Source organism: Haemophilus sp. HN_Hi16, assembly GCF_049823435.1.
Taxonomy (GTDB): domain Bacteria; phylum Pseudomonadota; class Gammaproteobacteria; order Enterobacterales; family Pasteurellaceae; genus Haemophilus; species Haemophilus influenzae_D.
Map to the genome: position 1 here is coordinate 1,796,250 of NZ_CP187500.1, position 22,750 is coordinate 1,818,999.

A 22,750-nucleotide genomic window follows, 5' to 3' on the forward strand; every position below is an offset into this window, starting at 1 on the left:
GATATGGCATTGTTGGAAATGAAACATATCACAAAAAAATTTGGTGATGTGACCGCACTTCATAATATATCTATTGAATTAGAAGCAGGGGAAATTTTATCTTTATGTGGTGAAAATGGATCTGGAAAATCTACATTAATGAAAATACTTTGCGGTATTTATCCTTGTGGAGATTACAGCGGTGATATTTACTTTTCTGAAAGTGAACTAAAAGCAAGGAATATTAGAGATACTGAAGAAAAAGGCATTTCAATTATTCATCAAGAACTTACTCTCGTAAAGAATATGTCTGTATTGGAGAATATTTTTTTGGGTAACGAAATAACTCATAAAGGTTTGACAGCAGATAATGAAATGTACTTACGTTGCAAAAATTTATTACAGCAGGTGCAATTAGATGTCGATCCCAATACACGAGTAGGAGAATTAGGTTTAGGGCAACAGCAATTAGTTGAAATAGCTAAGGCCTTAAATAAACAAGTAAGACTTCTTGTCTTAGATGAACCAACGGCTTCACTTACCGAAAAAGAAACGGAAATTTTATTAAATCTTATTAAGGATCTTAAAGCACACAATATCGCTTGTATCTATATTTCCCATAAACTCAATGAAGTTAAGGCGATATCTGACAAAATTTGCGTCATTCGTGATGGTGAACATGTTGGAACGAAAGACGCTTCAACAATGACAGAAGATGACATTATCACCATGATGGTAGGTCGGGAAATTACCTCACTTTATCCACATGAACCTCATGAAATCAAAGATGAAATTTTACGAGTAGAAAATCTTTCTGCTTGGCATCCAATCAATACACATATTAAGCGTGTTGATAACGTAAGTTTTAGTCTTCATGAGGGGGAAATTTTAGGTGTTGCAGGTTTAGTTGGTTCAGGTCGTACAGACATGGTGCAATGCTTATTTGGGTCTTATGAAGGTAAGTTTGAAGGAAATATTTTTATCAATCAAAAACAAGTAAATATCAAAAATTGTGCCCAAGCGATTGAACATAAAATTGTGATGGTTCCTGAAGATCGGAAGAAACACGGCATTGTTTCTATTATGGGAGTTGGCAAAAACATTACGCTTTCTTCTTTAAAATCTTATTGCTTCGGAAAAATGGTAGTTAATGAAGCAAAAGAAGAACAAATAATTGGCTCAGCCATCAAACGACTAAAGGTGAAAACTTTTTCACCAGATTTGCCAATAGGACAACTTAGTGGCGGTAATCAACAGAAAGCGATCCTAGCAAAATATTTATTGTTAAATCCTAAAATACTGATTTTAGATGAACCAACAAGAGGAATTGATGTTGGTGCGAAATATGAAATTTATAAGTTAATTAACCAATTAGCACAAGAAGGGATTGCGATTATTGTCATTTCATCAGAACTACCAGAAGTTTTAGGCATTAGTGATAGAGTTCTTGTTATGCACCAAGGTAAACTTAAAGCTAGTCTTATCAATACTGCTCTTACTCAAGAACAAGTTATGGAAACAGCACTTAAGGAGTAATCTATGTTTAAGTTAAAATCCGTAAATTTACAAGTTTACATTATGTTAATAGCTATTGCCGTCATTATGGCATTCTTTAGTGTTGCTACTGATGGCGCTTATTTAAGTGCAAGAAATATTTCTAACTTGTTACGCCAAACTTCAATTACTGGCATTCTTGCAATTGGAATGGTTTTTGTCATTATTTCTGCTGAAATTGACTTATCTGTTGGTTCACTTATGGGCCTACTGGGCGGATTTGCAGCTATTGCCGATGTTTGGTGGGGCTTCCCATTACCTGTAACTATTATTGCAACAATTGCTCTTGGTTTAATTTTTGGTATTTGGAATGGTTGGTGGGTGGCTTATCGCAAAGTGCCATCCTTTATTGTTACACTTGCAGGTTATCTCGCATTCCGTGGAATTTTGATTGGTTTGACTAATGGCACAACTGTATCTCCTATTAGTGGAACTATGATAGTTATTGGGCAAGGTTATTTATCAGATATTGCAGGGTTTATCTTAGGTGGTATTGCAGTTATTGGATTTGTTCTTTGGGGAAATTATCAACGTAGAAGTCGCCAGCAGCTTCAGCTGGAAGTGTCTGCATTATCAAAAGATTTTACGAAATATGCTTTGTTTGCAGTAATTGTATTAGGAGCAATTTATTTACTTAATGATTATCGTGGCATTCCATTTCCTGTTTTAGTACTGGCAGTTCTTGCAATCTTAGGGTTATTCCTCTCTCGTAAAACTTCATTCGGCCGCCACGTTTATGCGATTGGTGGCAATATTGATGCGGCAAAATTATCTGGTATCGATGTAGAGAAAACAAAACTGATTATCTTTGCAATGAATGGTGTGTTAGTTGCAATAGCAGGGTTGATTTTAAGTGCTCGTTTAGGTGCAGGCTCACCATCGGCAGGGCAAAATGCAGAACTAGATGCGATTGCAGCTTGTGTAATTGGAGGGGCAAGCTTAGCGGGAGGTGTAGGAAGTGTGTTTGGGGTTGTTATTGGCGCACTTATCATCACATCGCTTGATAATGGTATGAGTATGCTTGATGTGCCAACTTTTTGGCAATATATTGTCAAAGGTGCCATTTTGTTACTTGCTGTATGGATAGATACTAGTAATAAGAAAAAGATGTAATTATTAATTTTAAACCGTCATTTATAAAATGGCGGTTTTTTAATTTTATAGAAATGGTTACCTAACATACTGCTTTCTAGATGATGAAGTTTTTCATCTTCTTATGAAAAAACAAGTTCTTATCCGTTACATTATTTAATTTTTTATAGTGATTATTTACAATTGTGGACTAGATCACAGTTGTGAAAAAACGTAATAGATAAAGTAGTTTTAGTAATTTTAATTCTTTTCTTCTTTGACTAAAGTAAATTTGCTTTATACATCAGGAGGAATAATGAATAATTTTTATAATTTTGATGTGATTATTGATCGCCTAAATACATTTAGTGCTAAATGGAATGTAGATAATGATATTATTCCAATGTCTGTTGCGGATATGGATATTCCAGCCCCTCAGATAATGATAGATGAATTAGAAAAATTTAATCGTTTAGGAATTTATGGTTATACTGAATTACCAGCCGACTATTACAAGATAATCAGTGATTATATTTTCGAACAATATCATTATTCTGTTCTCTCTGAAAAAATTGTATTTTGCCCAAGAATAATCCAAGCCGTATCTATTTATATACGAGCATTTACAAAAGAAACTGATGGGATATGTATTCTATCACCTTCATATGGTCCAATATTAAACACGATAAAATTAAATGACAGAAAATTATATAAATGTCCTTTGGTTTATGAGAATAGAAAGTATCGTATTGATTTTAATTTATTAGAGGAATGTTTTGAACATTCTAAAGTATTTGTTTTAATTTCTCCTCATAACCCAACTGGAACGATTTGGAACAAAGAAGTCCTTATTAAAATTATAAACTTAGCTAAAAAACATAATGTATTTATCATTTCCGATGATGTCCACGCAGACTTTACACTAACAAATGACTCCCACTATTTAATATCATCATTAGATGAATGGGTAGCAAATCACTCAATGATCTGTTTATCCCCAGCAAAAACTTTTAATATTCCTGGATTGGAAATAGCTAACCTAATTATTGAGAATAAAGAGATTCGAGAAAAATTTATAAAAGAAATGATGGCATTAGGTATACATAATCCAAATTATTTCTCTATACCAGCTATTATTTCGTTATATAAATATTGTACTGACTGGGTAATCTATCTAAAAGAATACATAAAGAATAATAAGAAGATAGTAAAAGAATTTTTCAATGAGTATATTCCATTATTAGATATTACTGAAAGTGATGGAACTTATTTACTTTGGATAAACTATAAAAAGCTAAGTATAAATGAAAATGAATTAGCTTATTGGATTAATAATTTATCAAGAGTAAAAGTATCTTTGGGGAGTGAATTTAGCAAAGAGGGAGACGGTTTCTTTCGTATGAATGTCGCTATGCCTAGAGAAAAATTATTAGAAGCATTGAATCGAATCAAAAATGGGTTTTGTTTATTAAACAATAGGGAGATTTAATATGAAAACCACTCATCGCACAAGAATGCCAACAACATTAGAAGCTTTTTCACCAATCATTGTGATGCTATTACTGTTAGGGCTTGGGTATGCTTTATTTGATTTGCCAGCAGAGCCATTAATGATTATTTCAACGGTATTTGCTGGTTTTTTAGTTATTAAATTAGGTCATTGCTATTTAGATATTTTAGACGCCATTTCAGAAAAAATAGCTAAAACAATGCCTGCACTATTAATTTTAATTACTGTAGGATTATTAATTGGAACTTGGATTAGTGGAGGAACAATTCCTATGATGATCTACTACGGACTAAAAGCGATATCACCAGAATATCTTTATGTGACAGCCTTATTCCTTACTGCTATTGTTTCCATTTGTGCCGGAACCTCTTGGGGGGCAGCAGGGACTGTTGGTGTGGCATTTATGGGAGTTGCGATTGGATTAGACGCCAATTTGGCTGCTACGGCAGGTGCTGTGGTCGCTGGTGCGTATTTTGGAGATAAATTATCGCCATTATCTGATACAACCAATATTGCATCCGCAGCTGCTGGCGTAGATTTATATGAGCATATCGCTCACTTACTTTATACAACATTACCATCCTTTATTCTTTCGGCTACTGTCTATGTGGTATATGGTTTAAACTACGATTTTTCTAATGTAGCGACTCCAGAAAAAGTAAATACAATGATTCATGAGTTAGAGCAAGTTTATCATTTTAACTTTCTATTACTTATTCCAGTCGCTATTGTATTATGGGGATCTATTACTAAGAAACCGACTATTCCAGTAATGTTATTATCAGCATTTATCGCAATTATTAATGCTATCTTAATTCAAAAATTCTCTCTATCTGATGTGATTAATAGCGCAGTTAATGGATTTGATACCTCAATGATTCACCATACTTCAGTTAGCTCTGATTTAAGTCGTTTGTTGAATCGTGGTGGAATGAACTCAATGATGGGAACACTATTAATTTGTTTCTGTGCATTATCATTTGCAGGTGTATTACAATTGAGCGGTGCATTAACCGTGATTATTCAAAAATTACTCACCTTTGTTCATTCAACTCTTTCTTTGATTATTACAACGATTCTTTGCGGTTTAACAATGATTGGGGTTACTTGTAATGGGCAAATTTCTATTCTAATTCCAGAAGAAATGCTTAAAGATGCGTATGTAGAAAAAGGATTACATCCAAAAAATCTAAGTCGAACAGCAGAAGATTCCGCAACAATTATTGAACCTATTTTGCCATGGACTGCCGCAGGTGCATATATGGCAGGCACATTAGGTGTTGCAACATTGTCTTATTTACCTTGGGCAATTTTATGTTGGAGCGGTATTATCTTTGCTATTATTTATGGTGCAAGTGGAATAGGTATTGCGAAGCTAAAAAAATAAATGTGGTATTGGATATAAAAATGGCCAGTTATTCTGGCTATTTTTATCTTGAAGCTAAATATCTTTTCTATTATAACTTAAATAGCAATTTCCCATAGATAAGGATATAAAATGACGGAACAATACTACAAAATTGCCCTCTTATTTAATGCAAACAAAGTATATGATCGGCAGGTGGTGGAGGGTATTGGACAATATATTCAGGCATCGCAATGTATGTGGGATATTTTTGTAGAAGATGAATTTATCTATCATACTGATACCATTAATCAACTTTCTATTGATGGTATTATTGCAGACTTTGATGATCCAAAAACTGTTGAATTATTGCAACACACTCTTATTCCTACTATAGCAGTTGGTGGATCTTATAAACAAGCTGATTTTTATCCGCACTTTCCTTATGTAGCAACAGATAATATGGTATTGGTTGAAATGGCTTTGTCTCATTTACAGGAGAAAGGACTGTCACAGTTTGCATTTTATGGTTTGCAAGTAAATACTCATAAGCATTGGTCTATAGAACGAAGAGATGCTTTTGTAGAGTTGATGGAGAAAAATCATTACCCTATTTACCTATATGAGGGTGTGCAGGTTCATGCTCAAAATTGGTTGGAAGAGCAACAAAAGCTAATTGTCTGGTTAAAATCTCTTCCTTCTCATACTGGTATTATTGCTGTTACGGATGCGCGTGCTCGTCATTTATTGCAGGCTTGTGAGTACAGTAAAATTGCTGTACCTGAAGAGCTTTGTGTGGTTGGTATTGATAATGAAGAATTGATCCAATATTTATCGCGTGTGTCCCTTTCCTCCGTAGAACAAGGCACGAGAGAGATTGGTTATCAAGCTGCGAAATTATTACACAAATTACTCAATGGTCAAAAAGTTTCACATACCCCTATTTTAATTCCACCGATTACCGTTCACTCTAGAAATTCTACAGATTATCGATCATTAACAGATCCGCTTGTCATTCAAGCAATGCATTATATTCGTCATCGTGCCTGTCATCGAATTAAAGTAGAACAAGTTTTAGATCATCTTGAAACCTCACGTTCTAATCTTGAACAACGTTTTAAGAATGAAATGAATAAAACAATTCACCAAGTCATCCACGAAGAAAAAATTTCCCGAGCAAAGAATTTATTACAACAAACAGATATTTCTATTCAAGAAATTGCTGAGATTTGCGGCTATCCATCCATTCAATATTTTTATTCTGTTTTTAAGAAAGAATTTGAAATGACTCCTAAAGAGTTTCGACTAAATTGTTAAAGGAGCATATTTTTATTCAACTCTGTGCCATAATAACAAGTATTTTTAACCGCACTTTTATCTGAAAGACAGAAAATGAATATTCTAATTATTGGCCCATCTTGGGTTGGCGATATGATGATGTCGCACAGTTTGTACCAGCAACTGAAAATTCAATATCCAAGCTGCAATATTGATGTGATGGCACCGAATTGGTGTAAGCCTTTGCTTGCGCGTATGCCAGAGGTGCGTAAGGCGATTGAAATGCCATTAGGGCACGGGGCTTTTGAATTGGGAACACGTTATCGTTTAGGAAAATCTTTGCGTGAGCAATATGATATGGCGATTGTTTTGCCTAATTCATTGAAATCTGCGTTTGTTCCTTTCTTCGCAAAAATTGTTCATCGTCGTGGTTGGAAAGGCGAAAGCCGTTATATTTTATTGAATGATTTACGAGCCAATAAAAAAGATTATCCAATGATGGTGCAGCGTTATATTGCATTGGCTTTTGAAAAAAATGCTGTACCAAAAGCTGATGATATTCCTGTCTTGAAGCCCTATTTGACGGTTGAGCCAGCGCAACAAGCTGAAACCTTAAAAAAATTTGAAAAACAAACCGCACTTTTAGGCGAACGTCCAATTATTGGTTTTTGTCCTGGTGCAGAATTTGGCCCAGCAAAACGTTGGCCACATTATCATTATGCAAAATTAGCAGAAATGTTAATTACCCAAGGCTATGCAGTGGAGCTATTTGGTTCTGCTAAAGATGAACATGTGGGCGAGGAAATTCGTCAAGCACTGCTAGAAGAATTACGTGAGTTTTGTGTTAATTTAGCAGGAAAAACCAACTTAAATGAAGCGGTGGATTTAATTGCAAATTGTACAGCAGTCATGACAAATGACAGTGGTTTAATGCATATTGCAGCAGCAGTTAATCGCCCATTGATTGCACTTTATGGCCCAACGAGTCCGCAATACACGCCGCCGCTTTCGGATAAGGCAACGATTATTCGTTTAATTGAAGGTGGATTGATTAAAGTCCGTAAAGGCGACAAAGAGGGCGGTTATCATCAAAGTTTGATTGATATTACGCCGGAAATGGCATTAGAAAAACTGAACGAACTGTTAGCAAAATAATGAAAATTTGCTTAATGAAAATAAAACTTATAAAGATATTACTTATAAGATGACTTGTTTCATAAAAAATGCTCGCACTTGGCGAGCATTTTCATCTTTTATATTTTCTTAGTCTAAGGCTTTACCTTTTAATTCAGGGATTAAGAAAATTGTCGCTAACATATCAATTATGTAGATAATCGCAAGTAGGGCGATGGCAGTTTGGAAAGAGTAGGCGAGTACAACAGCGCCCACAACCACAGGCCCAAATCCCCCTACGGCACGACCAATATTGAAAAGTACGTTTTGTGCCGTTGCTCGAGCTTCTGTTGGGTAGGCTTCTGCCATTAATGCACCGTAACCGCCTATCATTCCGTTCACAAACATACCTAAAAATGCCCCAGCAAGAAGCATGATGTCAGGATCGGTAAGTTGTGAGTAAACCACGATACTTATCACTGCGCCTAATTGGAAAAGTAAGAAACTTGGTTTGCGTCCGATGCGGTCGGCAAGTTGTCCGAAAATCCAAATGCCAGCCATCATACCGCAGACGGTAACGGCTGTCCAAAGTCCAGATTTAGTTAAACTGAATCCAAGTTGTTTTGATAAGAAATTAGGTAACCAAATCATAATACCGTAATAACCGAAGTTTTGTACGGAAGTAAGTACGACGATACCAAGGCTAATTTTGCTCGTGTCTTTGTCTTTAATAAGAAGCTGGAATGAACGTAATTTATCAGTAAATCTGGATTGAGTTGAAAGTGCGGTTTGTTTTTGAGTAAAAATTTCAGGTTCGTGTAGATGAGAACGTAAGAACCAAGCGACAAATGCAGGGAAAATACCCACCAAGAACATTCCACGCCAGCCAATATGCGGGAGCAATAATGGTGTAAGTAATGCGGCACCTAATACACCAGCTTGCCAACCTAATGCAACATAAGATGCTGCTTTCGCTCGGTGACGTGCAGGCCATGCTTCTACTGCTAGAGCCATCCCAATTCCAAATTCACCGCCTAAGCCAATGCCAGCAATTGTGCGATAAATCAGTAAATCCCAGTAACCTTGTGCAATCGCACATAAACCAGTAAATACCGCAAAAAGAAGAATGGTCCAAGTAAGTACCCGTACACGACCGTATTTATCGCTTAATGCACCAAATAAAATACCACCAAAAACTGCACCAATAAGCGTCCATGTCACGAGAGAGCCACCTTGGGCAGGTGTCAGATTTAAGTCTGCGGAAATTGCACTAAGCATGAAACCTAAAATGAGAAGATCGAAACCGTCCATTGCATAGCCGACGGCGGAGCCAATTAAGGCTTTCCAGCCATAACTGTTTACTTTGTTTGTCATGATGTGTCCTTTTGTTACTCGCGGGTAACATTTAAAGTGAAAAGAAAGGTGATTAAAAATCGGTGGCTAGTTTACTGCATTAATAAAAAAATTCAATGAACAGAATACGAAAAGAAGAATAAAAAATTAATTTTGAATAAGAAGGAAAGGATAAGGCGATTAAATTAGGATGCTAGTGAGAAAGAACAACAATTTTAACGCTTATGCCTTGATTTTACTGGAGTTTAGTAGTGTTCGCTTATGTTTACTGAGATCAAAGATAGGGTGCAATGTAAATTAATTTGTGATTAATAACAACTAATTACGCAAGTTTAATGCGTATTCCCAAAGAGCATCGGGATCTACATTTAAAGGAATGTGAATAGCGTTTTAACAACAGTGAAACAAAATCTCAAATTTCAATTTTAAAATAATTAGTTAAAGGGAATTTGGTCTAGGTAAAAGTGCGGTGAAAATTCACCGCACTTTGTTCTTTTTTGTTTATCCTTCAATCCCTTCAAAAAGTGCTGTGCTTAAATAGCGTTCAGAAGCTGAAGGCAAAATAACAACAATGAGTTTATCAGCAAATTCTGGTAATTTAGCTAAACGATCTGCAGCCGCGACAGCTGCACCAGATGAAATACCTGCAAGAATGCCTTCTTCCGCCATTAAACGACGAGCTGTGGCAAGTGCGGTATCACTATCAACAGTTTCTACGCGATCAATAATAGATAAATCTAAATTTTTGGGAATGAAACCCGCACCGATACCTTGAATTTTGTGTGGGCCTGGTTTTACTTCTTCACCCGCTAAAGTTTGACTAATGACTGGAGATTCCACTGGCTCAACGGCAACAGAAGTGATTTGTTTACCAAAATCTAATTTAATCGCGCGAGAAATACCCGTAATCGAACCACCTGTTCCTACGCCAGCAACAACAACATCGACTTTGCCATCCGTATCTTTCCAAATTTCAGGCCCTGTTGTTTCTCGATGAATTTGTGGGTTGGCTGGATTTTCAAATTGTTTAAGCATGACATAGCGGCTTGGATCAGAAGCAACAATTTCTTCTGCTTTCGCAATAGCGCCTTTCATTCCTTTTGCGCCTTCGGTAAGCACTAAATTTACACCCAATCCGCACAATAAGCGTTTTCTTTCAAGACTCATTGTTTCTGGCATAGTGAGCGTGATTTTATAACCTCTAGCCGCCGCAACATAAGCCAAAGCGATACCTGTGTTACCACTCGTTGCATCTACAATTTCTTTTCCTTTCGTGAGCGTGCCATCTTTTTCTGCTTGCCACACCATATTCGCCCCAATACGGCATTTCACGCTGTAGCTTGGATTTCGCCCTTCAATTTTAACTACCACATTGCCGTTGTGACCAAAATGTTTTAAACGCACAAGCGGCGTATTTCCGATAGAATAAGAATTGTCTGCATAAACTGTCATAATATTTCCCTTTTGTTGGACTTCGTTAATGTTGGTTTATTTATAGTACCGTATTTTTGATTAAAAAAATAGTTATTTGATCTATTTTATAACCGCAAGCTATTTAACAATCCCTGTATTTTCTGAATGAACATCAAGCCCCGTTTGAGAGGAAAAAGGTCTATTCATATTAAAACGTAAGCCATTACGATAATTTTCTACCCACATTAGCGTCGCTCCACATACTGCAACAGGCATAATTAATAAATTAATCACAGGCACAAACGTACAGCACGTAACCAATCCTCCAAAAGTTAAATTTTGAGTTCGTTGATTGCCAAGCGCATTCTTCATTACATCAAAAGAAACTTTATGATTATCAAAAGGATAATCACAATATTGAATTGCCATCATCCAGCAAGTGAACAAGAAAGTAAGTACAGGCACGATGGTTTGCCCAACCAAAGGGATAAAACTCAGTAAAAACAAGGCGATAATTTTAGGCAGGCTATAACGTAATTTTTGCCACTCTCGAGCAAACATACGAGGCACATCTTTTATTACATCAGCAAGACCATCATCATTAATATTTTCCCCCGTCAGCATTTTTTCTACTTTTTCCGCCAATAAACCATTAAAAGGAGCAGCGATAAAGCCAGAAAGCGTGGTAAAAGTAAAATAAAAGAGCAATAAAATAGTTAAGATCGAGAATGCCAGTAAAATAAAACTGAGAAAACCAAGCCAATCAGGAATAAAATTCATTACCCAATCAATGGCACTGCTGATTTGGCTAATAAAAAGCCAAAATAAACCACAAAGCAAAACGGTATTGAGTAAAATTGGAATAATAACAAACCGACGTAAACCTTTTTGTGTGATGAAATGCCAGCCCATCACAAAATAATGGAAACCCGATTTTAATTCATTAAGATTCAACATTTTTCTTTCCTTTCAATAAAAATATACTTAAAACAGACCGCACTTTTCCTTTAAAATTCCACACCTTGAAGTATTTTTTTCACCTACTGAAATATGGTAGCATTAACACCGTTTATAGCACTCTTGCCGAACTATCGCACGTAAGGAATAAAAATGGATTTAAATACAATTTTGATTATTATGGGTATCGTGGTACTTGTCGCCTTAATCCTGCACGGATTATGGTCAAATCGTCGTGAGAAATCAAAATATTTCGATAAAGCCAATAAATTTGACCGCACTTCTCCAACATCTAAATCCCATACGCAAGAAGAAATGGTACAGCCAAACAATATTTCGCCAAATACCTATGTGGAAAATAGGCATACACCAATTACTCAACCAACCACAGAAAAAGCACCATCAGAAGCTGAATTGATCGATTATCGCCAAAGTGATAAAAGTGTGGATGACATCAAAATTTCTATTCCTAACGCGCAACCTATTTATGATATGGGCAATCATCGTTCAGAGACAACACAACCAACGCAGCCTCAATACGATATGCCGACCTCAAATAATGTCGCAAGTATGACCTTAGAACAACTTGAAGCACAAAGCCAAAATGTTGATTTTAATGGCATTAATTCATCATCGCCAGAATTAAGAGTGCAGCTTGCAGAATTATCTCACGAAGAACGTCAAATAGATTACAACGTCTCGTTTAATGAACCAAAAGCAGAAACGACAGCTCAGCCAAAACAAACAACTGGCTATATTCAACTTTATCTTATTCCAAAATCTAGCGAAGAATTTAATGGTGCTAAATTGGTGCAGGCTCTTGAAAATTTAGGTTTTATCTTGGGTAAAGATGAAATGTATCATCGCCATTTAGATTTAAGTGTGGCAAGTCCTGTGCTTTTTAGTGTGGCAAATTTAGAACAACCAGGCACATTCAATACTTATAACTTAGCAGAATTTAACACCATAGGAATTGTATTCTTTATGCAATTGCCCTCTCCGGGTAATAATCTTGCTAATTTACGTATGATGATCCGCGCTGCCCATACATTAGCCGAAGATTTACAAGGTGTTGTGCTGACTGAAGAACAAGAAGTCTTTGATGCAAATGCAGAGCAAACCTATCTTGCTCGTGTGTAAATTCATACTTTAAATTTACCGCACTTTTATTCATTGAGACAAGCTTTATGCCTGTCTATTTTCACTCTAAACAAGCAAAAAGTGCGGTCATTTTTCTCCGAGAATTTTATGACAGATATTCAAACTAAAATAAACAATCTACGCAAAACCTTGCACCAATATGAATACGAATACCACGTTCTAGATAATCCAACCGTGCCTGATAGCGAATATGATCGTCTCTTTCATCAACTAAAAGCTTTAGAACTAGAACATCCTGAATTTCTTACTTCAGATTCGCCAACTCAACGTGTGGGTGCAAAACCACTTTCTGGGTTTAGCCAAATTCGTCACGAAATTCCAATGCTCTCTTTGGATAATGCTTTTTCAGATGCAGAATTCAATGCTTTTGTAAAACGCATTGAAGATCGTTTAATTGTATTGCCTAAACCACTTACTTTCTGTTGCGAACCTAAACTTGATGGCTTAGCTGTGAGTATTTTATATGTTAATGGTGTACTTACCCAAGCTGCCACTCGTGGCGATGGCACTACAGGAGAAGATATTACGGCAAATATCCGCACCATTCGTAATATTCCGTTACAACTTTTAACAGACAATCCTCCAGCTCGTTTAGAAGTGCGAGGCGAAGTTTTTATGCCACACGCAGGCTTTGAGCGTTTAAATAAATATGCGCTAGAACATAATGAAAAAACCTTTGCTAATCCTCGCAATGCAGCGGCAGGTTCTTTACGCCAACTTGATCCTAATATTACCAGTAAACGTCCACTAGTATTAAATGCTTATAGTATTGGAATTGCTGAGGGTGTTGATCTGCCGACTACGCATTATGCTCGTTTGCAATGGCTAAAATCTATCGGTATTCCAGTAAATCCAGAAATTCGTTTATGTAACGGTGCTGATGAAGTTTTAGATTTTTATCGAGATATTCAAAATAAACGTAGCTCGTTAGGTTATGATATTGACGGAACGGTATTAAAAATCAATGATATAGCCTTACAAAATGAACTAGGATTTATTTCTAAAGCACCTCGCTGGGCGATTGCTTATAAATTCCCCGCCCAAGAAGAATTAACGGTGCTGAATGATGTTGAATTCCAAGTGGGGCGAACTGGCGCAATCACACCAGTTGCCAAATTAGAGCCAGTGTTTGTTGCAGGAGTTACAGTAAGTAATGCCACCTTACACAATGGCGATGAAATTGAACGTTTAAATATCGCTATTGGCGATACTGTTGTTATTCGTCGAGCAGGCGATGTAATTCCACAAATTATTGGCGTATTACACGAACGTCGCCCTGATAATGCTAAACCAATCATTTTCCCAACAAATTGCCCTGTGTGCGATTCTCAAATTATTCGTATTGAAGGCGAAGCGGTAGCACGTTGCACGGGAGGATTATTCTGTGCGGCACAACGTAAAGAGGCGTTAAAACATTTCGTCTCTCGTAAAGCCATGGATATTGATGGTGTAGGCGGAAAATTAATAGAACAATTAGTCGATCGAGAACTGATTCATACACCAGCCGATTTATTTAAACTCGATTTAACCACGCTCACACGCTTAGAAAGAATGGGCGTAAAATCGGCAGAAAACGCACTCAATAGTCTTGAAAAGGCAAAAAGCACGACGCTTGCTCGCTTTATTTTTGCTTTAGGCATACGTGAAGTAGGCGAAGCCACTGCATTGAATCTTGCTAATCATTTCAAAACCTTAGATGCGCTTAAAGACGCAAATCTTGAAGAACTTCAACAAGTGCCTGATGTAGGGGAAGTTGTAGCGAACCGAATTTTTATATTTTGGCGTGAAGCGCATAATGTTGCAGTCGTGGAGGATTTAATCGCACAAGGCGTACATTGGGAAACCGTGGAAGTAAAAGAAGCCAGTGAAAACTTATTTAAAGATAAGACCGTCGTCCTCACAGGCACCCTCACTCAAATGGGTCGCAACGAAGCAAAAGCATTACTACAACAGCTAGGCGCAAAAGTAAGCGGCTCAGTTTCCAACAAAACGGACTTTGTTATCGCAGGCGATGCAGCAGGCTCTAAACTTGCAAAAGCACAGGAACTAAATATTGCAGTATTAACAGAAGAAGAATTTTTAGCACAGATAACAAGATAAATTTTATCTAAAATAGTGATAATTATAATGATACCCAACGCTTGGTGTGACTGGAAGAACAGGCAATACACGTCTTGTTCTCGTTTTAACTTTATTGTCACTTTGGTTTAATTTTAAACTTGTATCAATTTGTTGCGTTATTTTATCCTTTTGAGTTTGCGTAACAGTATTACCACTAATAACTCGAGCATTATATTCTTGTACAGTTTTCATATCGTAAATAGCTTGACTACTTTGCTCTGACTGAGATGAACATCCAACCAAACTTAACATAACAACACTAATAAAAACGGAATTTTTCATTTAATATAACCTATTTACAAATTAAATCATTTAATACGGCGATGCCTTCTGAAATATGATTGATGGCAGTTTCCTTTAATTTTTTCTTTTCTTGTGCCTAAATACGCTTAGACAAATCTTTGTCTGTAATTGAATAAACAGGCACATAACTTAAATTTTGAAGATCTTTTTGGTTATAAATAGTTGCACCAGCCACACTGCCATAGAATTCTCCTCTATTGTCTAGAGAAAGATAATGGTAAGTTGAATTTGTGTAATCTACACCTCTTGTAATCTTAAATCCCTGACAAATTCCAGCTGGAGATTAATAAATACTTTCTGATGAAGTCGTTTCATCTATTTTATAAACTTTAAATTCAATACTTTGAGCTAGTTTTTGAGCATCATTATTTGAAACATCGGAATTAAATGCTTTTTTATCTTCAGAATCAATATAAGTGACTGCACTAGAATCATTTTCTGCAATCGAAAATTGTGAAGTAAATAAACTTCCAATAATGACGCAGAACAAAGAAAAAAAGTGCAATTTTTGTTATTCATTTCTCGTTCCTTTAGTACTTTATTAAATGCTAATCTGTTCGACTACGAATAATTTTTTCGCACTATATCAAAAAGTCTTATAACGTACTAGGTTATTTTTCAGGAGTGATACTTTTTGATTTTTCTTCGTTTTGAGCCTCTAAAGCATCACGTGCGGTACGAATACTTTTTTCAATTAATGGAACACGCTCATCATCTTTCGGCATTAAGCGCAACATCATTGCCCAAGTCACTGCCGCCATTTTATAATCTTCCGTTTCAAAATAACGGAATGCGAGCAGACTTAACGCTTCAATATTAGTGTGATCTTGACGAATTACCTCACGCAATAAATTGCCACCTTTAAGTTTATCAGTCGCGTCTTCAGAGAACATCAATATACGAGCATAGCCTAATTTATATTGCACATTATCTGGTTCAAGTTTATTAGCCTTTTGATAGCTATCAAATGCCAAACGTGCATCACCTAAATTCATCCCAATTTGACCGAGCATCCACCATTTTTTGGCATCAGTTGGATTTTTCTGCAAATCGATTCGAAGTGCGGTAGAAAATTGCTGCATTTCTGCATCAGAAAATGGATTTTTATCTTCATCTTTCATTCGATCATAGAAATAGGGCAATTTCGCATAAGTCTGCTCTAACATTGATTCGGCTTGCCAAGATCCCACCATAAAATAAGAAGAGCCTGCGATAATTCCTAACGCTAATACACCAGAGGCAAACCAAATTTTTCCATAAGATTTGTCAGAATAATCCACATTCTCTTGAACCTTGCTCGGCACATCATCAAGCAAAGTTTTCTGTAATTCTTGTTTGAGTTGCTCAACATTTTCAACTAAACCTTGGGAATTATCTTGTTCAATTTCTTCCAAGCGTGAGAAATATAATGCCTTATTTAAATCATCACGTTTTTGCCCATATTTCGCTTTGAATTGACACAATAAAGGATAAAAACAAATTAACGCCACAACTAAAGTGGTTAATATAAAAATTAATGCAAAATTCATCTATTTATCCTTGTTTAATAATTCTGCCAAACGCGCATTATCTTCATCAGTTAAAACATCTTGGGATTTTACCGCACTTTGAGCTTTTGGTTTACGTCTTAATAAAAATACCACGCCTAACAACACAAGCAATAATGGGGCAATCCATAGCACTAATGTACTCGCTGTCATAGGAGGATCATAGGTTACAAAATTGCCGTAACGTACCACCATATAATCCACTACATCATTTTTCGATTTGCCTTCTTGTAAAAGCTCAAATACTTTGCCACGCATATCCACAGCGATAGTCGCATTGGAATCCGCAATATTGTTATTTTGACATTGAGGACAACGCAAAGATTGTGTTAATTGATGGTAATCACTCTCTTGTTGTGGAGAACTAAAATTTAATGCGTCAATCGCTGAAAACGCCACTGTGCTAAACAAAAGAGCGGTCAAAAATAGCCATGTTTTTTTCATTATTGTTGCTCCGAGAGTTTGTCATAAATTGGTTTTAAAGTCTGAGTCCAAACTTTTTCGTTTACATCACCGGCATAACGATAATGAATCACGCCTTTTCCATCTATAATAAAAGTTTCAGGCGCACCATATACTCCTAAATCCAAACCGAAAGAACCTTTTTCATCTTTTAAAACAACTTGATAAGGATTGCCAAGATCTTTTAACCACTTCATTGCTTTAGGTGATTCATCTTTATAATCTAAACCGATAATTCGCACACCCTCTTTAGCAAGTTTGTTTAAATATTGATGTTCGGCATAACAAGTCGGGCACCAAGTCGCCCACACATTAAGCAAAACTGGCTTACCTTGTTGAAACAATTCATTCGTGTAAGCTTTATTTTCAAAAAGCTCCGTTAAATTTTTTGCTGGCACAGGCTTTCCAACCAAAGCTGACTCTAATGCTTTAATATCTTCGCCTTGTGCATTACGTTTTAATTGCACTAAAAAAGCAATTGTTATTGATAAAAAGAGAATAAGAGGAACGAGTAATTTTTTTTTCATTTTTTACCGCACTTTAAAATTGGTGCCTAGGGTAAGTATACCCTAGGCTAGTAAAAGTGTAGCCTCTTTGAGGCTAGTTGAAATTCCCCAAAGGGGAACCATTTCAATTAGCCATGGGTATACCTACCCATGGCAGTATAAATTATTTCTTCAACAACGCATTAAACCGATAGCGTCGATCGAACATACACAACAATCCACCTAACGCCATAAATAAGCCGCCAATCCAAATCCAGCGAATAAATGGCTTGTAATATAAGCGTAACGCCCAAGAATTGTCCTCAAGTTTTTCGCCAAGAGCCACATAAAGGTCACGAGTTAAACCACCAGCAATAGCGGCTTCTGTCATAGACATCCGACTTACTGTATAAAAACGTTTTTCTGCGAATAAACTTGCCTCTGGTTGCCCATTTTTCGAAATATCAATTTGAGCTTTTCCCCCAATATAGTTTGGACCATTCACATCCGTCACACCGGCAAATTTAAAATCGTAACGACCAATTTGTGCGCTCTCGCCAACTTTCATTCTCACATCACGTTCTACGCTAAAGTTTTGGCTAAACGCGATCCCCCAAACAGTCATTGCTACGCCTAAGTGAGCTAACATCATTCCCCAATGAGAACGAGATAGTTTGCGTACGCCAACAAAGAATGATTCACGATGCGTCGCACGTTGTTGCAATTCATAAAGCGCAAGTAACGCAATAATCACTGTCATCATTGAACCAAGCACTGAACTCACGGTAATTTTATCTTGCAAGAAATAAGGTAACGCAAAACCTGCAATCAGCATAACAAATACGCTGATAACAACAGGCGTGCGAATTGCAGAAAATTGGTCTCTACGCCATTTCACTAAAGGTCCAATACCAAGCAATAATGCAAATGGTGTCATAATAATTAAGAACATTTGATCAAAGAACGGTGCACCAATAGAAATAGAGCCTAAACCAAGTTGTTTGTGAACGAGTGGTAACAACGTTCCTAAGAATACAACGCAAAGTGCAGTCATTAATAAGATATTATTTAATAACAACATACTTTCACGTGAATAGCGTTCTGCATTATCACGAGAACGAATTTGACTGCCTTTATACGCATAGAGCGCAAGCGAACCGCCAATTACCACAACGAGGTAAGCCAAAATATACAAACCACGAGTTGGATCCGATGCAAATGCGTGAACTGAAACTAAGATACCAGAACGAACTAAGAATGTGCCGAGCAGACAAAGTGAAAAGGCTAAAATCGCAAGTAATACCGTCCAAGCTTTAAAAGAACCACGTTTTTCTGTCACAGAAAGGGAGTGAATCAATGCGGTACCAGCAAGCCAAGGCATAAATGATGAATTTTCCACAGGATCCCAGAACCACCAGCCGCCCCAGCCAAGCTCATAATAAGCCCACCAAGAACCGAGTACGATACCTAAAGTTAAAAACACCCAAGCAGCAAGCGTCCAAGGACGTGACCAACGCGCCCAAGCTGAATCTAATTTTCCTGTCATTAAGGATGCAATCGCAAACGCAAATGCCACAGAAAAACCAACATAGCCCATATAAAGTAATGGAGGGTGGAAAATCAAGCCTACATCTTGCAACATTGGGTTAAGTTCTTTTCCGTCCACTGGGAAATTAGGGAAGGTACGCGTAAAAGGATTTGAAGTGAACAAGACGAACAACACAAAACCGACGCTAATAATCCCCATAATACCCAGCACGCGAGCAACCGCTTCTTGAGGTAAATGTTTACTCAATAAAGCAACGGCAGATGACCAAACGGCAAGTAGCCAAATCCACAATAATAAAGATCCTTCATGAGAACCCCATACCGCAGATAAACGATAATAAATGGGTAAAGTAGTATTAGAATTATTTACAATATATTGCACGCTAAAATCATTGACTGCGAATAAATAAAATAACGCAACAAAAGCAATGCTTAAACTTGCAAATAAACCATAAGTCATTGGGCGAGCTAGTGCCATTAACTGTGCATTGCCCTTTTCAGCCCCCCACAAAGGGAAAATCGCCAACATAAGCGATACAGCTAAACTTAAAGCAAGCGCGTAATTTCCTAATTCAGCAATCATTTTGCGCCTTCTTTTTCTTGACGATCACGCGCACTTTCGCCTTTTAAGTCCGCTGCCTCAATTCCCATTGGTTTATGTACTTTTTGCATTTTTTCGCCTAATTCTGGCGGCACATAATTTTCATCGTGTTTAGCTAATACTTCTGTCGCGCTTAAAACAGTTGGCTGAGTTAATACACCTTGAGCCACAATACCTTGCCCTTCACGGAAAAGATCTGGCAAAATGCCTTCATATTCAACCGTGATCGCAGGGCCAATATCATTTAAATCAAACCGCACTTTCAAGCTTTTTGGATCACGCTCTACAGAGCCTTCAACCACCATACCGCCAACACGAATACGCTGCCCCACTTCAGGTTTTTGATTCAGATTATTATCCTTACCTTGAATCACTTCAGATGGCGTATAAAACAAGTCGATATTTTGGCGTAGTGCATATAACATTAACCCACTAGCAATAGCGATGCCTAATACAACAAAAATGACTAATTTAAATCTGGATTTACGTCTTGGATTCATAGTGTATTCCCCTTATTTGCTTGTTGTAAACGTTCTTCGCGTTGTTTCTCACGCAAGACATTTTGTAATACTGTCTTGCGTTGCTTGACACTTTGAACAATTAAGGCAATAACTGCCACTAAACTTACTGCATAGGATAACCATACGTAAAAACCGTAGCCACCCATATTAAAAAAATCACTCCAAGTTTGGAAAAACATAAAATATTCCTTATTTCTCACCCTAGGGTAGGTATACCCTAGGTTAGTAAAAGTACTACCCTTTTAGGGTAGATTCAACTTTCCCCAAAGGGGAATCATTTTATATTAACCGTGGGTATACCTACCCACGGAATTAGATACCCTCCGCAAGTGCTTTAACCCAAGGACGTTTCGCATCTTCTTTCAATAATTCCACGCGATAACGCACTAAAGTAAGCCAAATATACAAGGTTAAAAAACCGAAGATACACAAAATTAATGGAACCAACATTGGAATTGCAATGGATGGTTTTTCCAGTTTAGTGATACTCGCACCTTGATGTAACGTGTTCCACCATTCCACCGAAAAATGAATAATCGGTAAAATCACGACCGTTGTAATGCATAAAATCCCCGCTGCTTTTGCCCCTACATTACGATCTGAAAAAGCAGAATAAAGCGCTAAGATACCAAGATAAAGAAAGAATAAAATTAATTCTGCAGTTAAGCGAGCATCCCACACCCACCAAGTACCCCACATTGGTTTCCCCCAAATTGCCCCCGTAACAAGCGATAAGAAAGTAAACAATGCACCAATTGGCGCCATTGCAATCATTGCGAGATGAGCTTGCTTAATTTGCCACACAAGGGCAACCACAGCTGCAATCGCCATTGAACCGTACACGCCCATTGACCAAATCGCTGTCGGCACATGCACATACATAATTCGGAAACTATTGCCCTGTTGGTAATCAGCTGGGGCGAATGCTAACCCCCATACAATGCCGATACCGAGTAAAATAAGCGTTAAAAATGCAAATAGCGGACTCAATTTACCGCAGATACGATATTGAGTTTCAGGTTTTGCATAAGGATGTAGCCACTTCCACATAAAAAAATCCTTAAAAATTAAAGAGAAAAATTACCGCACTTTTATACGATGAAATAAAATTAATTATCTAAACTAATTCGCAGTGCCGCCGCGATGGCAAAAGGCGAAAGTGTTACTGCGCCAACCATCATTGCACCTAAAATCGCCAGTTGTCCCCCATAAGGCACATTTAATCCTGCTGCTTCTAATATTGATGAAGCAAAAATTAAAACGGGAATAAATAACGGAACAACAAGCAAACTCAACAACACACCCCCTTTTCGCAACCCCACTGTTAAAGCCACGCCAATTGCGCCAATACAGCTCAATACAGGGGTGCCAAGCAACAATGTCAAAACTAATGCCCACCAAATATTCACTTCAAGAGAAAGTAACAAAGCTGCAATAGGCGATAATAAAATAAGCGGTAAACCTGTGAGCAACCAATGTGCAACCACTTTAGCTAAAGCTATCATTGGCAAAGGCTGTGCAGTTAGCATTAATTGTTCAAGAGAACCATCAATAAAATCATCACGAAACAAACGTTCAAAAGAAAGCAATGCTGAAAGTAATGCAGCTACCCATGCGATACCCGGTGCGATACGGGAAAGTAATTTAGGCTCTGGCCCAATAACAAGCGGAAACAAAGTAATCACAAGCAAAAAGAACCATAGCGGATTTAAAATCTCCGCATTTTTGCGCATCGCAATTTGAAGTTCTCGTTTAATTATCTCTAAAAAAATCATTAAGTTATTCCGCTTTATAAGCCGCTAAATTCAATTTTTGCAGATGAGAACTTGGCACTTCTTGGTGGCTGGTCAATAACACAATACCTCCACGTTGAGCATGCTCATCAAAAAGTGCGGTTAGAATTTCCACGCCTTTTTTATCAATCGCAGTAAAGGGCTCATCTAAAATCCATAAGGGCGCTTGAGACAGCCATAAGCGACCTAACGCGATACGTTTTTGTTGTCCTGCAGAAAGTTGTGCGGCAGGCAAATCTTCACGCCCTAATAATCCCACTTTCTCAAGCAAATCCCACAACATATCGGTGTTTTGTTCAGCTTGACTAATTCGTTGATAAAACTGCAAATTTTCCCATGCGGTTAATTCTGGTTTAACACCAGAAAGATGACCTAAATAAAGCAAATTCTGATGATATTGTTCACGTTGTTTGGAAATCGCTTCAGAATCCCACCGCACTTCGCCTTCCAAAGGTTGCGCTAAACCCGCAAGAATACGTAACAAACTTGTTTTACCTATGCCGTTATGCCCTTCAATTTGTACAAAATCACCGCTATTAAAATCGCAAGTCAAAGCACGAAAAAGTACGCGCTCACCACGTTGGCAGGATAAATTTTGCAGAGATAACTTGTGTTGCTCAAACATAATTACAGAG

The 22,750-nt window shown here is 37.2% G+C and carries 21 protein-coding genes and 1 pseudogene; 8 read left to right on the forward strand and 14 right to left on the reverse strand.

Annotation, left to right across the window (positions count from 1 at the left end):
- The first annotated feature begins 3 nt into the window (after positions 1 to 3).
- The 6 genes from xylG (at position 4) to waaF (ending at position 7,892) form a co-directional block, all read left to right on the forward strand.
- Complete coding sequence (gene xylG / locus ACPT9C_RS08925; protein ID WP_021034919.1) at positions 4 to 1,515, forward strand: D-xylose ABC transporter ATP-binding protein; 1,512 nt, start codon at positions 4 to 6, stop codon at positions 1,513 to 1,515.
- A gap of 3 nt (positions 1,516 to 1,518) precedes the next feature.
- On the forward strand, positions 1,519 to 2,646 hold the full coding sequence (locus tag ACPT9C_RS08930) for a sugar ABC transporter permease (RefSeq protein ID WP_061671396.1): 1,128 nt from the start codon (positions 1,519 to 1,521) through the stop codon (positions 2,644 to 2,646).
- A 274-nt stretch (positions 2,647 to 2,920) separates the two neighbouring features.
- Positions 2,921 to 4,093 carry a MalY/PatB family protein gene (locus ACPT9C_RS08935; protein WP_050948574.1) on the forward strand — a complete coding sequence of 391 codons (1,173 nt, stop codon included), beginning with the start codon at positions 2,921 to 2,923 and terminating at the stop codon, positions 4,091 to 4,093.
- Position 4,094: 1 nt separating this feature from the next.
- Complete coding sequence (gene nhaC, locus ACPT9C_RS08940) at positions 4,095 to 5,501, forward strand: Na+/H+ antiporter NhaC (protein WP_061671395.1); 1,407 nt, start codon at positions 4,095 to 4,097, stop codon at positions 5,499 to 5,501.
- Positions 5,502 to 5,612: 111 nt separating this feature from the next.
- Positions 5,613 to 6,776, forward strand: a complete 1,164-nt coding sequence (locus ACPT9C_RS08945; protein WP_061671394.1) for a XylR family transcriptional regulator — start codon at positions 5,613 to 5,615, stop codon at positions 6,774 to 6,776.
- Between the two features lie 75 nt (positions 6,777 to 6,851).
- Positions 6,852 to 7,892 carry a lipopolysaccharide heptosyltransferase II gene (gene waaF / locus ACPT9C_RS08950; protein ID WP_061671393.1) on the forward strand — a complete coding sequence of 347 codons (1,041 nt, stop codon included), beginning with the start codon at positions 6,852 to 6,854 and terminating at the stop codon, positions 7,890 to 7,892.
- A gap of 108 nt (positions 7,893 to 8,000) precedes the next feature.
- On the opposite strand, the gene ACPT9C_RS08955 is transcribed toward waaF, so the two are convergent.
- The 3 genes from ACPT9C_RS08955 to cysZ form a co-directional block, all read right to left on the reverse strand.
- Entirely contained in the window at positions 8,001 to 9,224 is a 1,224-nt protein-coding gene (locus ACPT9C_RS08955) for an MFS transporter (protein ID WP_061671392.1), read from the reverse strand.
- A gap of 480 nt (positions 9,225 to 9,704) precedes the next feature.
- On the reverse strand, positions 9,705 to 10,655 hold the full coding sequence (gene cysK, locus ACPT9C_RS08960; RefSeq protein WP_050948578.1) for a cysteine synthase A: 951 nt from the start codon (positions 10,653 to 10,655) through the stop codon (positions 9,705 to 9,707).
- Positions 10,656 to 10,754: 99 nt separating this feature from the next.
- Entirely contained in the window at positions 10,755 to 11,573 is an 819-nt protein-coding gene (gene cysZ, locus ACPT9C_RS08965) for a sulfate transporter CysZ (protein ID WP_050846777.1), read from the reverse strand.
- Positions 11,574 to 11,726: 153 nt separating this feature from the next.
- Between cysZ and zipA the strand changes: the two genes are divergently transcribed.
- Together zipA and ligA are read left to right on the forward strand one after the other, a co-directional pair.
- A complete protein-coding gene (gene zipA, locus ACPT9C_RS08970) occupies positions 11,727 to 12,713 on the forward strand; it encodes a cell division protein ZipA (RefSeq protein ID WP_050948579.1) in 987 nt (328 codons plus the stop codon).
- Positions 12,714 to 12,821: 108 nt separating this feature from the next.
- Entirely contained in the window at positions 12,822 to 14,834 is a 2,013-nt protein-coding gene (gene ligA / locus ACPT9C_RS08975) for an NAD-dependent DNA ligase LigA (RefSeq protein WP_050948580.1), read from the forward strand.
- Between the two features lie 3 nt (positions 14,835 to 14,837).
- Here ligA and ACPT9C_RS08980 read toward each other — a convergent pair whose 3' ends face one another.
- From ACPT9C_RS08980 to ccmA, 11 genes and pseudogenes are all read right to left on the reverse strand, one after another.
- Complete coding sequence (locus ACPT9C_RS08980) at positions 14,838 to 15,137, reverse strand: hypothetical protein (protein ID WP_050948581.1); 300 nt, start codon at positions 15,135 to 15,137, stop codon at positions 14,838 to 14,840.
- Between the two features lie 10 nt (positions 15,138 to 15,147).
- Positions 15,148 to 15,648: pseudogene (locus ACPT9C_RS08985) on the reverse strand (hypothetical protein).
- Positions 15,649 to 15,769: 121 nt separating this feature from the next.
- A complete protein-coding gene (gene ccmI, locus ACPT9C_RS08990) occupies positions 15,770 to 16,687 on the reverse strand; it encodes a c-type cytochrome biogenesis protein CcmI (protein WP_050848346.1) in 918 nt (305 codons plus the stop codon).
- Positions 16,688 to 17,149, reverse strand: coding sequence for a cytochrome c-type biogenesis protein (locus ACPT9C_RS08995; protein WP_050948582.1), 462 nt, complete (start codon positions 17,147 to 17,149; stop codon positions 16,688 to 16,690). It abuts the gene before it with no gap.
- On the reverse strand, positions 17,149 to 17,694 hold the full coding sequence (locus ACPT9C_RS09000) for a DsbE family thiol:disulfide interchange protein (protein WP_050948583.1): 546 nt from the start codon (positions 17,692 to 17,694) through the stop codon (positions 17,149 to 17,151). Before ACPT9C_RS09000 ends, ACPT9C_RS08995 begins: the two co-directional genes overlap by 1 nt.
- A gap of 142 nt (positions 17,695 to 17,836) precedes the next feature.
- Positions 17,837 to 19,783, reverse strand: coding sequence for a heme lyase CcmF/NrfE family subunit (locus ACPT9C_RS09005; RefSeq protein WP_050948584.1), 1,947 nt, complete (start codon positions 19,781 to 19,783; stop codon positions 17,837 to 17,839).
- A complete protein-coding gene (gene ccmE, locus ACPT9C_RS09010) occupies positions 19,780 to 20,301 on the reverse strand; it encodes a cytochrome c maturation protein CcmE (RefSeq protein ID WP_044330600.1) in 522 nt (173 codons plus the stop codon). The genes ACPT9C_RS09005 and ccmE overlap by 4 nt, the downstream gene beginning before the upstream one ends.
- Positions 20,298 to 20,501, reverse strand: coding sequence for a heme exporter protein CcmD (gene ccmD, locus ACPT9C_RS09015; protein WP_005693416.1), 204 nt, complete (start codon positions 20,499 to 20,501; stop codon positions 20,298 to 20,300). Before ccmD ends, ccmE begins: the two co-directional genes overlap by 4 nt.
- 133 nt (positions 20,502 to 20,634) lie before the next feature.
- Positions 20,635 to 21,372: a heme ABC transporter permease gene (locus tag ACPT9C_RS09020; protein ID WP_048954773.1), complete on the reverse strand. Its 738-nt coding sequence runs from the start codon at positions 21,370 to 21,372 to the stop codon at positions 20,635 to 20,637.
- Positions 21,373 to 21,431: 59 nt separating this feature from the next.
- Complete coding sequence (gene ccmB, locus ACPT9C_RS09025; RefSeq protein WP_048940978.1) at positions 21,432 to 22,097, reverse strand: heme exporter protein CcmB; 666 nt, start codon at positions 22,095 to 22,097, stop codon at positions 21,432 to 21,434.
- Positions 22,098 to 22,101: 4 nt separating this feature from the next.
- Positions 22,102 to 22,740: a cytochrome c biogenesis heme-transporting ATPase CcmA gene (ccmA, locus tag ACPT9C_RS09030; RefSeq protein ID WP_005662806.1), complete on the reverse strand. Its 639-nt coding sequence runs from the start codon at positions 22,738 to 22,740 to the stop codon at positions 22,102 to 22,104.
- Positions 22,741 to 22,750 lie beyond the last annotated feature (10 nt).

Bases quoted from the DNA above. Each gene is read 5' to 3' on its own strand.
- xylG (WP_021034919.1), top strand. From the start codon at position 4: ATGGCATTGTTGGAAATGAAACATATCACAAAAAAATTTGGTGATGTG.
- ACPT9C_RS08930 (WP_061671396.1), top strand. From the start codon at position 1,519: ATGTTTAAGTTAAAATCCGTAAATTTACAAGTTTACATTATGTTAATA.
- ACPT9C_RS08935 (WP_050948574.1), top strand. From the start codon at position 2,921: ATGAATAATTTTTATAATTTTGATGTGATTATTGATCGCCTAAATACA.
- nhaC (WP_061671395.1), top strand. From the start codon at position 4,095: ATGAAAACCACTCATCGCACAAGAATGCCAACAACATTAGAAGCTTTT.
- ACPT9C_RS08945 (WP_061671394.1), top strand. From the start codon at position 5,613: ATGACGGAACAATACTACAAAATTGCCCTCTTATTTAATGCAAACAAA.
- waaF (WP_061671393.1), top strand. From the start codon at position 6,852: ATGAATATTCTAATTATTGGCCCATCTTGGGTTGGCGATATGATGATG.
- ACPT9C_RS08955 (WP_061671392.1), bottom strand. From the start codon at position 9,224: ATGACAAACAAAGTAAACAGTTATGGCTGGAAAGCCTTAATTGGCTCC.
- cysK (WP_050948578.1), bottom strand. From the start codon at position 10,655: ATGACAGTTTATGCAGACAATTCTTATTCTATCGGAAATACGCCGCTT.
- cysZ (WP_050846777.1), bottom strand. From the start codon at position 11,573: ATGTTGAATCTTAATGAATTAAAATCGGGTTTCCATTATTTTGTGATG.
- zipA (WP_050948579.1), top strand. From the start codon at position 11,727: ATGGATTTAAATACAATTTTGATTATTATGGGTATCGTGGTACTTGTC.
- ligA (WP_050948580.1), top strand. From the start codon at position 12,822: ATGACAGATATTCAAACTAAAATAAACAATCTACGCAAAACCTTGCAC.
- ACPT9C_RS08980 (WP_050948581.1), bottom strand. From the start codon at position 15,137: ATGAAAAATTCCGTTTTTATTAGTGTTGTTATGTTAAGTTTGGTTGGA.
- ccmI (WP_050848346.1), bottom strand. From the start codon at position 16,687: ATGAATTTTGCATTAATTTTTATATTAACCACTTTAGTTGTGGCGTTA.
- ACPT9C_RS08995 (WP_050948582.1), bottom strand. From the start codon at position 17,149: ATGAAAAAAACATGGCTATTTTTGACCGCTCTTTTGTTTAGCACAGTG.
- ACPT9C_RS09000 (WP_050948583.1), bottom strand. From the start codon at position 17,694: ATGAAAAAAAAATTACTCGTTCCTCTTATTCTCTTTTTATCAATAACA.
- ACPT9C_RS09005 (WP_050948584.1), bottom strand. From the start codon at position 19,783: ATGATTGCTGAATTAGGAAATTACGCGCTTGCTTTAAGTTTAGCTGTA.
- ccmE (WP_044330600.1), bottom strand. From the start codon at position 20,301: ATGAATCCAAGACGTAAATCCAGATTTAAATTAGTCATTTTTGTTGTA.
- ccmD (WP_005693416.1), bottom strand. From the start codon at position 20,501: ATGTTTTTCCAAACTTGGAGTGATTTTTTTAATATGGGTGGCTACGGT.
- ACPT9C_RS09020 (WP_048954773.1), bottom strand. From the start codon at position 21,372: ATGTGGAAGTGGCTACATCCTTATGCAAAACCTGAAACTCAATATCGT.
- ccmB (WP_048940978.1), bottom strand. From the start codon at position 22,097: ATGATTTTTTTAGAGATAATTAAACGAGAACTTCAAATTGCGATGCGC.
- ccmA (WP_005662806.1), bottom strand. From the start codon at position 22,740: ATGTTTGAGCAACACAAGTTATCTCTGCAAAATTTATCCTGCCAACGT.